The organism is Cryobacterium sp. Y82, assembly GCF_002929495.1.
Taxonomy (GTDB): Bacteria; Actinomycetota; Actinomycetes; order Actinomycetales; family Microbacteriaceae; genus Cryobacterium; species Cryobacterium serini.
The window spans coordinates 60,718-73,730 of sequence record NZ_PJJJ01000033.1; the positions used below are offsets into that span (position 1 = coordinate 60,718).

Genomic DNA, 13,013 nt, shown 5'->3' on the forward strand with positions numbered 1-13,013 from the left:
ATGAAGTCCAAGCCGTTGCCCGCCGATCCCCTGATCCGCCAGCTTATTCGTCAGGCGCAGAGCGCGCAGCTGGGCCGTCGTACGCTGCTGGCCGGTGCGGGTGCTGGTGCCACGGCACTCGCGCTCGCCGCGTGCTCGTCCGGAGCGGCGGCCAAACCAACCGCTGCCGCAGATACCTCGGCCACCGACAAGACCATCCGCTGGGACAACTGGGCGCTCTACATCGACGTCGATGACGCCGACAAGTACCCCACCCTCGACGCCTTCAAGGCGCAGACGGGCATCTCGGTCAAGTACACCGAAGCCGTCGACGACAACAACTCCTATTACGGCAAGGTGAAGGATCAGCTTGCCCTCGGCCAGGACATCGGCGCAGATGCCGTGTGCCTGACCGACTGGATGGTGAGCCGCATGATCAGATTCGGCTACACCCAGGAACTCGATCATGCCAACATTCCAAACCTTGCCAACCTGCTGCCCTCATTGCAGGACGTCGACTTCGACCCTGGTCGGGCTATGAGTGTTCCCTGGCAGGGCGGGTTCGCCGGCCTGGCCTGGAACAAGGAAAAGTATCCGCAAGGCCTGAAATCGGTTGAAGACCTCTGGGCACCCAAATTAAAGGGGCGCGTCGGGGTGCTCTCCGAAATGCGCGACACCATGGGCCTGATCATGCTCGACCAGGGCGTCGATATCTCCGGCACGTGGGGCGAGGAAGAATTCACTGCCGCCATCGACGAGTTCAAGAAGCAGGTTTCCGACGGCCAGATCCGCAACATCAAGGGCAACTCGTACAAGGAGGACCTCGCGAACGAAGACACCCTGGCCGCGATCGTCTGGTCCGGCGACATCGTGCAGCTCAACGCCGAAAACGGCGACAAGTGGGGCTTCGTCGTTCCCGAAAAGGGCGGCACCCTCTGGAACGATAACTTCGTGGTACCGATCGGGTCGCCCGGCAAGAAGAATGTCGAAGAACTCATCAACTACTACTACGACCCGGCCGTTGCTGCCGAGGTTGCCGCGTACGTCAACTACATCACCCCGGTGGCTGGCGCCAAGGAAGCCATGATGACCATCGATCCGACGCTGGCCGAAGATCCGCTGATCTTTCCCGACGACGCTACCCTCGCCAACGCCTACGTCTTCCGTGGGCTCGACGGCACCGAGGAACAGACTTTCAATAAGCAGTTCCAGGCCATCCTGCTGGGCGCAGCCTAATGGCCGTCGGTGCGTTCGCTGATCGTGGAGCCGACCTGGAGCTGGTCGGCATCGAGAAACGTTTCCCCGGGTTCACCGCCATTGAAAATCTTAACCTCACCATCCCGGCCGGGTCGTTCTTCGCGCTGCTCGGCCCCTCTGGCTGCGGCAAGACAACCACGCTGCGGCTGGTCGCGGGACTGGAAGAACCCACGAGCGGTCGCATCCTGATCGGGGGAGCGGATGTGACGAATCAGAAATCCTTCCAGCGCCCGGTCAACACGGTGTTCCAGAGCTACGCCCTGTTTCCCCATATGACCGTGCTGGAAAACGTCGCGTTCGGGCTGCGACGACGCAAGATCGGCGATCCGGTCGCCAAGGCACACGAGGCCCTGCTCCTGGTGGAACTTGATCACCTCGCCCACCGAAAACCGCAGCAGCTTTCCGGCGGCCAGCAGCAACGCGTTGCTCTCGCTCGCGCCATCGTCAACCGGCCGTCGCTGCTCCTGCTAGACGAGCCGCTCGGGGCCCTCGACCTTAAACTACGGCGTCAGATGCAGCTCGAGTTGAAAACCATCCAGGAAGAAGTGGGCCTCACCTTTCTGCACGTCACGCACGATCAGGAAGAGGCCATGACCATGGCCGACACCATCGCGGTCATGAACAAGGGTCGTATCGAGCAGATGGGGCAACCGCAGGAGCTCTACGAACTGCCCAAGACCGCCTTCGTCGCGAACTTTCTTGGCCAGTCCAACCTATTCACCGGGCCCGTCGTCGGGGCCACGAGCACTGCCATAGCGGTTGATGTTTCCGGTCAGAAGATCGTGGTGCCGCTGGGGCGTGCGCACCGGGTTTTGGGCGAGGTCACCGTCGGTGTGCGTCCTGAAAAGCTCACTCTGCACGCCCAGGCGCCCACCCACGATGACGGATGCAACGTGATGGGGCCTGGACGAGTCATCGACGTGTCGTTCAGCGGGGTCAGCACGCAATACCTTGTAGCGGTTCCGGGAGTCGGGACCCTGGTCGTCTTCGCCCAGAACACGGCCTTCGGTCCGGCCGCGCACGTCGGAGCCGAGGTCTGGCTCAGCTGGAACATCGACCATGGTTTCGGGCTCGACGACGATCCGGACGATGCGCCGCGGTTCGAGGCCGATCTCGACACCCAGACCATCGCCCGGCAGCGCCGGTCCTCGTTGATCACGGAGCTTGAGGAGGCCTAGGGATGGCCTTCGCCGCATTCTCAACCGCGACTTCGCCGTCGACCGAGCCGGTCGCCCGGCGGCGCAGCCCGGTGGCGCTGTTCCTGCTGTTGCCGGGCATCCTCTACCTGGTGCTGTTCTTTCTCACGCCGCTCGTGTCGCTGCTTCTGACGTCGGTCCAGGCGCCGCGCGAGTTCGGCGACATCGGCCAATATGACTACGCCTTTCGCTGGCAGAACTACGTCGAGGTCGTCACGACCTACTGGCCGCACATCGTGCGGTCGTTCAGCTATGCCCTCGCCGCGACGTTCTTCGCATTGCTGATCAGCTACCCGCTTGCCTACTTCATCGGAGTAAAGGCTCGGAGGTGGCCGCTGCTGCAGAGCCTCATGCTTGTGCTCGTGATCGCGCCGTTTTTCATCAGCTTTCTGCTGCGCACCCTGGCCTGGAAGCAGCTGTTCTCCGACGAGTCGTTCGTCGTGCAGTCACTGAAAGCGCTGTCCCTGCTGGGGCCGGAAGCCCACGTGACCGGCACCGCCTTCTCGGTGATCTTTGGCCTGACCTACAACTTCATTCCGTTTATGACCCTGCCGTTGTACACGACCCTGGAACGGCTCGATGTGCGCTACCTCGAGGCCGGCAACGACCTCTATGCCAGCCCCTTCCAGGTGTTTCGCAAGGTGACCATTCCGCTGTCTATGCCCGGCATCGTGGCGGGAACCCTGCTCACTTTCATCCCAGCGGCCGGTGACTACATCAACGCCAGTCGGGACTTTCTCGGCGGCACCGGTACCCAGATGATGGGAAACGTGATCGAGGCGAACTTTCTCGTACTGCAGAACTATCCCACGGCGGCAGCCCTGTCGATCATTCTGATGACCGTGATCCTCGTGATCGTGAGTATCTACGTCAAACGATCCGGAACGGAGGAACTGCTGTGAAGCTCTCCCTCGGCAAGTGGCTGCTGCCCGTGTACAGCGGGTTGGCACTGCTGTTTTTAATGATCCCCATCGGCTACACCTTCGTTTACTCCTTCAACGACTCGCTCAAATCGAACATCACCTGGCGCGGTTTCACCTTCGACAAATGGCTCAATGTCTGCAACGTACAAAACGGCGCGGTCTGCCAGGCCTTTGGCAACAGCCTGTTCATCGGAGCCGTCGCCACGGTCATAGCGACCGCCCTCGGCACCATGATCGCGATCGCCATCGTGCGTTACCGGTTTAAGTTTCGGTCACAGACCAGCCTGCTGCTGTTTCTGCCGATGGCTACCCCGGAGGTCGTGCTTGGCGCCGGGCTGGCTGCCCAGTTTCTGTCCCTCGGTGTGCCAAAGGACATGCTGACGATTATTCTCGCGCACACGATGTTCTGCATCAGCTTTGTGGTGGTCACGGTGAAGGCGCGTGTTGCGAGCCTGGACCCGGCGCTGGAGGAAGCGGGCCGCGACCTGTATGGCTCGGCCTGGCAGGTGTTTGCGCGCATCACTTTTCCATTGCTACTGCCCGGCATCCTGGCGGCCGCGCTGTTGTCTTTCGCGTTGTCCTTTGACGACTTCATCATCACGAACTTCAACTCCGGCGCGGTGACGACCTTTCCCAAGTACATCTACATCTCGGCGGCGCGCGGCATTCCAGCCGAGGCCAACGTGCTCGCCTCCGCCGTGTTCATCCTCGCGCTGGTCGTGGTCGTGACGGTGCAGGTGTCGGGGGCGGCAAAGGCGCGGCGGCTAGCCAAGCTCAGCTGACCGACCCGGCACCGTGCGAATCTTCGACCTACTGGTCAACCCGGCGGCCGGCCAGTCCATGACCGTCGGCCGGGGCCTCGAAGTGGCGCGGCGCCTCCGTGAAGCAGGAGCCCAGGTCACGGTGGCTCACACCCACAGCGCACACCACGGCCGCCAGGCTGCGACCGAAGCCGCCGGGCGGCAACCCTGGCCTCGTGCCGGTGGGCTGGGGCAACGATTTTGCGCGGCAATTCGGAATTCCGAACGATCTTGCGGCAGTCGCCGACCTGTTGCTGACCGGATCGGTGCGTTCGGTCGATGTGATCGATGTCAGGGGCAGATCGTGGTGGGCAGCGTTTACGCCGGGATAGATTCGCTGACGTCAGCGCTCGTCAACCGGGTTCACCGATTGCCGGCCAGGCTGCAGTACCCCGTAGCCGCCGTCTGGGCGATCGCTACCCACCGGGCGACCGAGTATCGCATTGTGATCGACGGCGTGACCCAGAGGGTCGATGCACACACCGTGATCGTGGCCAATTCGGGCTACTACGGTTCGGGCATGCACGTGGCGCCCTCGGCGCAGCTCGACGATGGCCTGCTGGACATCGTCATCTTTAGCGCGGCCGGACGACTGCGGCTACTGAAGGCGCTGCGCCGGGTTTACAGCGGAACGCACCTGCAACTAGCAGAGGTTACGGTGCGGAAGGGGCGGGCGGTGGCGATCGACGCGGCTGGGGCCGTCGCGGCCTACGCCGATGGCGACCGCATCGGGCCGCTCCCCGTCGGGGCACGCGTGAGGCCCGGCGCACTCAACGTGATCGCGCCGCCCAGCCGAATCAGCTAAACGTAGCTGGCGCGGATTTCTCCTACCGGCCGTCCGCCGCCGGTCACGGTGAGACCGAGCTCGGGCAGCAGTTGCGCGACATCCGTTCGAGCGATTGCGCCGGCATCGGCCAGCAGGCTCAGCGCGACAGCAGCTGCGGCGCGAAGGTTGCCGTCGAGAATTTTCAGCGCCACGGTGGTGCCGTTCTCGGCGGCGGCGACCATGATGCCCTCGGCGCCGCCCTTCATGAACAGGCCGAGGCGGTCGATCACGATGCTGTCGGAATGGCCGGGTCCGGCCACGACCCAGCCATTGGCGCGCACCGCTTCGGCCAGAAAACCGGCCTCGCGGTAAATCGCAAACGGTGAGTTGGACTTGCTCGTGGCAATGCGCGCGATGCCGCGGGCTAGACCGGTGAGGGAGATCGCGTGCACGGGGGCGCCACAGCCATCGACGCCCGAGGCCACCGGCCGTTCGCCGGTGAAACGTTCAAGCACGTCGAGAATGCGCTTTTGCAACGGATGCGCCGGGTCCAGATACCCTTCCAGTGCCCAACCATTCTGCTGGCACGCGACGAGCATCGCCGCATGTTTACCCGAGCACTCCATGTACACCGGTGCCTTGCTGGCGCCGAGGCGCACGAGGGTGTCGCGCGCGGCGGAGTCGATCGGCCAGGCAGCCGGGCAGGCGAGCGCCGTTTCTGGCACCCCGGCCCGGGAGAGGAGTCCGCGAACGAGATCGACGTGGGCGGCGGTGCCGCTGTGACTGGCGGTGGCGATGGCAGCATCCGCTCCTCGCAGGGCGGCGCCGCTCGCCAGGACCGCCACGGCCTGGAACGGCTTCATCGCCGAACGTGGAAAGACCGGGCTGGTCACGTCGCCGAGCGCCCGCAACACCTCACCATTGGTGCCAAGCACGATTGCCGCGCCGGCGTGCCGGGATTCGACGAAGCCGCTGCGCTCGACGACGGCGAGTTCGACGGAATCGTCGACCGTGAAAGTTTCAGTCACGGCGTCAGTGTGTGGGCGTGGTCAGCGCTGCAGCGTGGGCGGCCATGGCATCGTCGATCACCGAGAGGGCATCGACGATCAGGGCATCGGACAGCGCCAGGCTCGGCAGGAAGCGCAGCACGTTGCCGTAGGTGCCGGCCGTCAGAAGCAGCACGCCGTGCTGGCCGGCGTAGGCCGAGATAGCGCTCACCGCGGCAGCGTTCGGCGTTTTTGTAGTGTCGCCGGTGCCGGGCTGCACGAGCTCGATGGCCATCATGGCGCCGTGGCCGCGAATCTCGCCGATGATGTCGTACTTGTTCTTCAGCGCGGTCAGTCCGGCGGTGAGGGACTTCTCGATGCGCATGGCCTCGCCGAGCAGGTTGTTGGCCTCGATCGCGTCAAACACGGCGATGGCCGCGGCGCAGGCGACCGGGTTGCCGCCGAAGGTGCCGCCGAGGCCACCGGGCTGCGAGGCATCCATGATCTCGGCGCGGCCGGTGACGGCAGCGAGCGGGAAGCCGCCGGCGATGCCCTTGGCGGTGAGGACGAGGTCGGGGATCCAGCCGAAGTGTTCGCTTGCGAAGTACTTGCCAGAGCGAGCCATGCCGCTCTGGATCTCATCGGCGATCATGACGACACCGTTGGCGGTGCACCATTCCTGCAGGGCGGGAAGGTAGCCATCCGCCGGCACCATGAAACCGCCCTCACCCTGGATGGGTTCGACGACGAGGCAGGCCAGGTCGGCTGCCCCGATCACCTTGTCGAGGTAGGCGATGGTGCGGGCGGCCGCTTCGGCGCCGGTCAGGCCGTCGTGGTAGGGGTAGGAACTTGGCGCATGGTAGACGTCGCTGGCAAGGGGGCCGAAGCCGGTGGCGTACGGCATGGCCTTATAATTCATGGCCATGGTCAGCACGGTGCGACCGTGGTAGGCGTGGTCGAGCACGGCGACGGCGCGACGGCCGGTGTACTTGCGGGCGATCTTTACGCCGTTCTCAACGGCTTCGGCGCCGGAGTTGATGAGCACACTCTTCTTCGGGAAACTGCCCGGAGTGTGCTCGGCCAGCAGCTCGGCGACGCGCACGTACTCTTCGTAGGGCGTGATGGTGAAGAGTGTGTGAATGAAATCCTGCGTCTGTTCGACGGCCGCCGCGACAACGCTGGCTTCGGTGTGGCCGATCGTGGTCACGCCGATTCCGGCACCGAGGTCGATGAATTGGTTGCCGTCAACGTCGACGACGATCGCCCCGTTGGCCTTCTTGATGTAGACGGGGAGCATGGAACTGACGCCATCGGAGACGACCGCTCGGCGCCGCTCATGCAATGCCGCCGAGATCGGACCGGGAATGGCGGTCACGATCTTTCGTTCTTGCGTAACCGAGTACGTCGGTACGGAAGTGGTGGCAGAGTCAATAAGGGTGTCAGTCATGATGACTCCACTTTACCGACCGTGAGCGCGGTGAACCTGAACCGGCTGCAAGAATCTTGTAGAGCCAAGGGAGAAGCATGAACGGAGTGCACGAATATGCGGTTCGGGTCGAATGGACCGGCAATCGCGGAACCGGAACGAGTCATTACAAGGCATACGGGCGCGACCATCTGATCTTGCCGGCCGGTCGGGCATCCACTGATAAGGCCATGATCAGCGGTTCGTCCGATCCGACCTTTCACGGCGACAATGATCGCTGGAACCCCGAGGAGCTTCTGCTCGCGGCGCTCAGCCAGTGCCATCTGCTCTCGTATTTGCACGTGGCCGCCCGGAACGGGGTGACCGTGACGGCATATACGGATGCCCCGGTCGGCACCATGGAACAGCTTTACGGCGGTGGTGGCCACTTCACGACGGTCACGCTACGGCCACGGGTGACGATCACCGACCCCGAGCAGGTCGAGTTCGCGCAGTCGTTGCACGCCGAGGCTGCCCGTGAATGCTTCATCGCGGCCTCGGTGAATTTTCCGGTCGATCACGAGCCGGTCACGACCGCGTAAGGGCGCTCGGCGCTCGAAACTCACGGCTCGGCGAGGTTGGCCGGGGTTGGCCTGGAGTGCGTTTGGCGCAGTAGTACGGTTTGCGTAGTAGTGTGGGATGCGTTGAAGATGCGTACTGATCGAAGGGATACCGATGGATACCACCCAGTTACTCAAGGGGGTGCTCGATATGGCCGTTTTGGCCGTGATCGTCGACGACGACGGCTACGGCTATGACATCGTGCGCCGGTTGCGTGCCGCCGGGCTCGACGAGGTCGGCGACGCGTCGGTCTACGGCACCCTCCGTCGGCTGTACAGCGCGGGGGCGCTATCCAGCTATGTCGTGCCCTCTGACGGCGGACCGCACCGAAAGTACTACGGAATGAACGCGAACGGCCGGGTCATGCTCGCCGAACAACGTGCGAACTGGTCTCACTTCGCCGATACCCTCACCCGGCTGCTCGAACAGCCGCAACCCACAGTTCCCCTACTCACGATCGGCGACAACTCATGAGCGACACCGCCACCACTACCCAGCCCATTCGGGACTTCGCCCTGGCCGTGCGGGCCGCCCTGAGCGATCTGCCGGCCGATGACGTCGACGACCTCACCGACGGCCTCGAGGCCGACCTGACGGAGCAGGCTGCTGACTTCGACGATGCCGATGCTGATGCCCCTGCGCCAGGCTTCGAGCTCGGCGATCCGGTCGCCTACGCCGACGAGTTGCGCGGCGCGGCCGGGCTTCCCGTGCGGGGAGATATGCCGACGGTTCGGGTGTCGACGCTGCGTCGGCTGCGCGCCCGGGCCGGGGGCCTTCAAGCAAACGCGACTCGGCGCGTCCGCTCGAGTGCAGCCGGTGCAGCGGTACTCGACTTTCTGCTCGTGCTCCGCCCACTGTGGTGGGTGCTGCGCGGCTGGATCGTTTATGCGGTCGCGTCGGTCTTTGCGGGTGGCGCCATCAGCACGGTGCCGTCCGACCCCGTGCGTTGGCTCGTGCTCTCCGCCTTCGTGATTTTGAGTGTGCAGTGGGGACGCGGGCACTGGCTACCCTGGCGCTGGCTTCCCGGCTTTCGTTTCGTTGTCAGCGTCTGCGCGATTCTGGTAATGCCTGTGTTGCTTAATTACACGGCCCATCAGGCCAATGTGCAGAACACTGCGTACGTGGAGTACACCCCGTCCCCGACGCCGGGGCTCATGCAGAGCGGCGTGCAGGTAACCAACGTATTCGCCTACGACGCCGATGGCCAGCCGCTCACCGACGTGCAGCTATTCGACCAGAGTGGCCGCGCACTCAACGTGGTCAACGACCCGGTCAATACGAACTACCTGCCGCAGCTTGATGCGGCCGGTGAGCAGGACATGGTCGTGCCGAGCATATTGGTACCGGGCGGCGGCTGGAACGTGTTTCCACTCCGACTGGTGATGTCTGGCGATATCGATTACACCTACGACTCCCTCGGCCAGGCATACCAAGCGGATGCTGCACCCTCGCTGTTCCCGTTCGCCCAGGTACGGCCGCTCGTGCCGGTGTCCGAAACGGGGGAGCCGGCACCAGCGCCATCGCCGACGCCATCGCCGACTCTGGTGCCGGAGCCGACAGCATCCGCTTCGCTGACGGCCGGACCGTGATGCGGCCGGCCACCGATCTGGTGGCGGCCATCAGCCCGTCGGCCATCGACCTGCCGCCCACCCAATCCGTTGACATCACGGACTGGGTTGCCGTACGCGAATACGCGGGGTCGGCGCGAGCGCCTAGGCAGGGTAGGCGGCCACCAGAGCGGTAAGTGCTTCTTCGAGCACGGTCGCAGCGTCGTCGATCAGCTCGTCGGAAATCACGACACTGGGCATGATGCGCAGCACGGAATCCCAGCTACCGGCATCGAGCGCGATGACCCCGTTCGTGGTCGCATGCTTGATTACGGCGGTCAAAGCCTCTGGGTAGGGCTTCTTGGTGCCGGGATGCACCAGCTCCACGCCGAACATAGCGCCCTTGCCGCGTACCTCGCCGACGATGGAGAACTTCTCGGCCCAGTCGCCGATGCGCGCCCAGAGTGCGGCTTCGACCCGTTGCGCCTCGCCGAGCAGGTTGTCCCGCTCGATCAGGTTGAACACCGCGAGGGCAGCTGCGGTCGAGACCGGGTTGCCACCGAAGGTGCCGCCGATACCGCCGGGCTGTACGGAGTCCATGATGTCGGCGCGGCCGGTGACGGCGGCGAGGGGAAAGCCGCCGGCGATTCCTTTGGCCGTGGTGACCAGGTCGGGCACGACGTCGTGGTGCTCGATCGAGTACCAGGCGCCGGTCCGGGCGATGCCAGCCTGAATCTCATCGGCGACGAACACAATGCCGTTCTCGGTGCAGAATTCGCGAATGCGCTTGAAATAGCCGGGCGCAGGAATGACGATGCCGCCATCGCCTTGGATCGGCTCGACGAAGAACGCTGCGATCTCGGTCGCTCCGATGTGGGTCGTGATGTAGTCGATGGTTTTCTCGGCCGCTTCGAGCCCGCTGAGCTCGTCTCGGAACGGGTAGCTGGTGGGCACGCTGTAGATTTCACCGGGGAACGGACCCATGCCGGCGCGCTCCGGCCAGGGGCGATAGGTCATTGTCATGGTCAGGTTGGTGCGGCCGTGGAAGGCGTGGTCGAGGGCCACGATCGCGCGGCGCCCGGTGAACTTGCGGGCGATCTTCACCGCGTTCTCCACGGCCTCAGCGCCGGTGTTGACCAGAATCGAGTGTTTCTCAAAGTCACCGGGGGTGATCTGGCTAAGCTTCTCGGCCACCGCCACATAGTTCTCGTAGGGCGTTACCGTGAACAGGGTGTGGGTCAGCTTCGCTGCCTGGGCGGATGCTGCCGCCGCGACGTCCGGATGCGCATGACCGATCGTGGTCACCCCAATACCACTGCCGAGGTCGATGATCTGGTTGCCGTCGACGTCGACCAGAATCGCTCCCGCGCCGTGGTCCATGTAGATGTTGGCGAGGGTCCCGGCGCCGCGGGCGACCGATTGCTCTCGCCTGGCCTGAAGTTCAACCGACTTGGGGCCGGGAAGAGCCGTGACGAGTTTGCGTTGCTGGGGCACCGAATACGTTGCAGTCATTACTCCAGCCTATGACTGTCGTCGCTCGCAGCCGAATGCCGAAGGTCTACGGCTACAGGCGTTCGCGCGGAAACACCCGGCGGGCGAGACGATTCAGCGTACCGACCGGCGGCGATTCGTTGTAGGCATGAGCCAATTCCTGGCCGGACAGGTCGTGAATGGCCGTCATGATCTCATCCGTCGCCTGACGTCGGGCCTTGCCCGAGTTCGCCTGGCCGTGATGACTGAGGTCGAGCGGCTTGCCGAAAGCGACCGTGACCTTGCGGATGCGGGGCAGGGTGGTTCCTACCGGCTGAATCTCCTGCGTGCCGATCAATCCGACCGGAACCACAACAGCGCCAGTGGTCAGGGCCAGCCAGGCGACACCGGTACGACCCTTGTAGAGGCGGCCGTCGAGTGAGCGAGTGCCCTCCGGATAGATCGCGAACGCACCCTCGGCGTCGAGCACCGCTCGACCCTCATCGAGGGCGGCCTGGGCGGCCTGCCCGGCGCCGCGTTCCACGCCGATAGCGCCGATCGCTGTGAAGAACGTGCGGGAGACCCAGCCCTTGAAGCCGGTTCCGGTGAAGTAGGTCGACTTGGCGAGGAATTGCACCCGCCGGGTAGCGACGAGCGGAATGACGATGCTGTCGATGAAGGAAAGGTGGTTGCTCGCCAGGATGACGCGGCCGCTGGCCGGAATGTTCTCCCGGCCCAAAATGCGCGGGCGAAACACGACGCGGGCGACGGGCGCCATGATGCCGTAGCCGAGAAAGTAGACGAATCCCGGACGTTTCACGCGTTCGGGTTCGCACGGCAGGTCCGCAGAAACATCGTGAAGGACGGCTGTGGATTCGCTGTCGCTGGTGTCGGTCGCGTCGTCGTCTTTGGGTTCTGCTTTGGCACCGGTCACCCGTTGACACTACGCCACGGACGGCGTGCACCTAGCATGGAGGGGTGCAGCGAGTAATTATCCTCGGGTCTACGGGCTCGATCGGAACCCAGGCCCTCGACGTTATCCGCGCCAACCCTGAACGATTCGAGGTGGTTGGACTCGCGGCCGGTAGTAACGGCGACCTGCTCGCGCTGCAAGCCCTCGATTTTCAGGTCGAGCACACGGCTCTGGGAGCGGATGCTGCCGAGCAGCTGGTGCGGGACGTCGACGCCGACGTCGTGCTGAACGGCATCACCGGTTCGGTCGGGCTCGGACCGACGCTCGCCGCGTTGAAGGCTGGTCGCACTCTGGCCCTGGCCAATAAGGAGTCGCTCATCGTCGGCGGTGACCTCGTGAAATCGCTCGCGGCGCCCGGCCAGATTGTGCCCGTTGATTCCGAACACTCTGCCATTGCGCAGGCATTGCTCGCCGGAACCCCGCACGAGGTGCGTCGACTCGTGCTGACGGCATCCGGTGGGCCGTTTCGTGGTTTCGCCCGGGAGCAGCTTTCCCGGGTAACTCCTGCGCAGGCCCTCGCGCACCCGACCTGGAACATGGGGCTCGTGGTGACTACCAACTCGGCCACCCTCGTGAATAAGGGCCTGGAGATCATCGAGGCGCACCTATTGTTCGACGTGGAGTACGACCGCATTGACGCCGTCGTTCACCCGCAATCCGTGGTGCACTCGATGGTCGAATTCGTCGATGGGTCGACGATCGCGCAGGCAAGCCCCCCGGACATGCGGCTGCCGATCTCGCTCGGGCTGGACTGGCCGAACCGGGTCGCTGCGGTTGGCACTCCGATCGACTGGACCGTGCCGCACAGCTGGACCTTTGAACCCCTCGACAATGCGGCTTTCCCGGCCGTCGAACTAGCCAAGAAGGTCGGCCGCAAGGGCGGCACCTATCCCGCGGTGTTCAACGCGGCCAACGAGCAGGCCGTTGCTGCCTTTCACGCCGGACGCATCGGCTTTCTGGACATCGTCGACACGGTGCTGCGCGTGGTCGAATCCCACGAACAGGGCACGGAACTTACCCGGGAGTCGCTCGCCGAGGCCGAACGCTGGGCGCGCGCCGCCGCTGACCAGCTCATCGCGGCCCACTAACG

At 64.4% G+C, this 13,013-nt stretch carries 14 protein-coding genes; 10 read left to right on the forward strand and 4 right to left on the reverse strand.

Annotation, left to right across the window (positions count from 1 at the left end; all coding sequences use genetic code 11):
* The 6 genes from CXY70_RS10140 to CXY70_RS10165 all read left to right on the forward strand — a co-directional run bounded on the left by CXY70_RS10140 (window position 1) and on the right by CXY70_RS10165 (window position 4,960).
* Window positions 1-1,215, forward strand: a complete 1,215-nt coding sequence (locus CXY70_RS10140) for a PotD/PotF family extracellular solute-binding protein (RefSeq protein WP_104192245.1) — start codon at window positions 1-3, stop codon at window positions 1,213-1,215.
* Window positions 1,215-2,414 carry an ABC transporter ATP-binding protein gene (locus CXY70_RS10145; protein WP_104192246.1) on the forward strand — a complete coding sequence of 400 codons (1,200 nt, stop codon included), beginning with the start codon at window positions 1,215-1,217 and terminating at the stop codon, window positions 2,412-2,414. Before CXY70_RS10140 ends, CXY70_RS10145 begins: the two co-directional genes overlap by 1 nt.
* Window positions 2,415-2,416: 2 nt before the next feature.
* Window positions 2,417-3,334 (forward strand): ABC transporter permease, encoded by a 918-nt coding sequence (locus CXY70_RS10150; RefSeq protein ID WP_104192247.1) that lies wholly within the window; start codon window positions 2,417-2,419, stop codon window positions 3,332-3,334.
* Window positions 3,331-4,137, forward strand: coding sequence for an ABC transporter permease (locus CXY70_RS10155; RefSeq protein ID WP_174844579.1), 807 nt, complete (start codon window positions 3,331-3,333; stop codon window positions 4,135-4,137). Before CXY70_RS10150 ends, CXY70_RS10155 begins: the two co-directional genes overlap by 4 nt.
* Before the next feature lie 98 nt (window positions 4,138-4,235).
* On the forward strand, window positions 4,236-4,487 hold the full coding sequence (locus CXY70_RS10160; protein WP_104192248.1) for a diacylglycerol kinase family protein: 252 nt from the start codon (window positions 4,236-4,238) through the stop codon (window positions 4,485-4,487).
* A complete protein-coding gene (locus CXY70_RS10165; RefSeq protein WP_146066111.1) occupies window positions 4,460-4,960 on the forward strand; it encodes a hypothetical protein in 501 nt (166 codons plus the stop codon). Before CXY70_RS10160 ends, CXY70_RS10165 begins: the two co-directional genes overlap by 28 nt.
* Here CXY70_RS10165 and CXY70_RS10170 read toward each other — a convergent pair.
* Together CXY70_RS10170 and gabT are read right to left on the reverse strand one after the other, a co-directional pair.
* On the reverse strand, window positions 4,957-5,949 hold the full coding sequence (locus tag CXY70_RS10170; protein WP_104192250.1) for an asparaginase: 993 nt from the start codon (window positions 5,947-5,949) through the stop codon (window positions 4,957-4,959). The two genes, CXY70_RS10165 and CXY70_RS10170, sit on opposite strands and share 4 nt — an antisense overlap.
* Before the next feature lie 4 nt (window positions 5,950-5,953).
* Window positions 5,954-7,354, reverse strand: coding sequence for a 4-aminobutyrate--2-oxoglutarate transaminase (gene gabT / locus CXY70_RS10175; protein ID WP_104192251.1), 1,401 nt, complete (start codon window positions 7,352-7,354; stop codon window positions 5,954-5,956).
* 77 nt (window positions 7,355-7,431) lie between these two features.
* Here gabT and CXY70_RS10180 point away from each other — a divergent pair, with 77 nt between their 5' ends.
* The 3 genes from CXY70_RS10180 to CXY70_RS10190 all read left to right on the forward strand — a co-directional run bounded on the left by CXY70_RS10180 (window position 7,432) and on the right by CXY70_RS10190 (window position 9,522).
* The gene (locus tag CXY70_RS10180; protein ID WP_104192252.1) at window positions 7,432-7,914 is read left to right on the forward strand and encodes an OsmC family protein; all 483 of its coding nucleotides are present in this window, start codon (window positions 7,432-7,434) and stop codon (window positions 7,912-7,914) included.
* Window positions 7,915-8,047: 133 nt separating this feature from the next.
* Window positions 8,048-8,407, forward strand: a complete 360-nt coding sequence (locus CXY70_RS10185) for a PadR family transcriptional regulator (RefSeq protein ID WP_104192253.1) — start codon at window positions 8,048-8,050, stop codon at window positions 8,405-8,407.
* A complete protein-coding gene (locus CXY70_RS10190; protein ID WP_104192254.1) occupies window positions 8,404-9,522 on the forward strand; it encodes a hypothetical protein in 1,119 nt (372 codons plus the stop codon). The genes CXY70_RS10185 and CXY70_RS10190 overlap by 4 nt, the downstream gene beginning before the upstream one ends.
* 123 nt (window positions 9,523-9,645) lie before the next feature.
* Here CXY70_RS10190 and CXY70_RS10195 read toward each other — a convergent pair whose 3' ends face one another.
* Entirely contained in the window at window positions 9,646-10,992 is a 1,347-nt protein-coding gene (locus CXY70_RS10195; protein WP_104192255.1) for an aminotransferase class III-fold pyridoxal phosphate-dependent enzyme, read from the reverse strand.
* A 52-nt stretch (window positions 10,993-11,044) separates the two neighbouring features.
* On the reverse strand, window positions 11,045-11,728 hold the full coding sequence (locus tag CXY70_RS10200; protein ID WP_104192395.1) for a 1-acyl-sn-glycerol-3-phosphate acyltransferase: 684 nt from the start codon (window positions 11,726-11,728) through the stop codon (window positions 11,045-11,047).
* Between the two features lie 200 nt (window positions 11,729-11,928).
* Here CXY70_RS10200 and dxr point away from each other — a divergent pair, with 200 nt between their 5' ends.
* Window positions 11,929-13,011: a 1-deoxy-D-xylulose-5-phosphate reductoisomerase gene (gene dxr / locus CXY70_RS10205; protein WP_104192256.1), complete on the forward strand. Its 1,083-nt coding sequence runs from the start codon at window positions 11,929-11,931 to the stop codon at window positions 13,009-13,011.
* The last annotated feature ends 2 nt before the right edge of the window (window positions 13,012-13,013 follow it).

Coding starts and splice junctions, on each gene's coding strand:
- CXY70_RS10140 (WP_104192245.1), top strand. CDS start 1: ATGAAGTCCAAGCCGTTGCCCGCCGATCCCCTGATCCGCCAGCTTATT.
- CXY70_RS10145 (WP_104192246.1), top strand. CDS start 1,215: ATGGCCGTCGGTGCGTTCGCTGATCGTGGAGCCGACCTGGAGCTGGTC.
- CXY70_RS10150 (WP_104192247.1), top strand. CDS start 2,417: ATGGCCTTCGCCGCATTCTCAACCGCGACTTCGCCGTCGACCGAGCCG.
- gabT (WP_104192251.1), bottom strand. CDS start 7,354: ATGACTGACACCCTTATTGACTCTGCCACCACTTCCGTACCGACGTAC.
- CXY70_RS10180 (WP_104192252.1), top strand. CDS start 7,432: ATGAACGGAGTGCACGAATATGCGGTTCGGGTCGAATGGACCGGCAAT.
- CXY70_RS10185 (WP_104192253.1), top strand. CDS start 8,048: ATGGATACCACCCAGTTACTCAAGGGGGTGCTCGATATGGCCGTTTTG.
- CXY70_RS10190 (WP_104192254.1), top strand. CDS start 8,404: ATGAGCGACACCGCCACCACTACCCAGCCCATTCGGGACTTCGCCCTG.
- CXY70_RS10195 (WP_104192255.1), bottom strand. CDS start 10,992: ATGACTGCAACGTATTCGGTGCCCCAGCAACGCAAACTCGTCACGGCT.
- CXY70_RS10200 (WP_104192395.1), bottom strand. CDS start 11,728: ATGGCGCCCGTCGCCCGCGTCGTGTTTCGCCCGCGCATTTTGGGCCGG.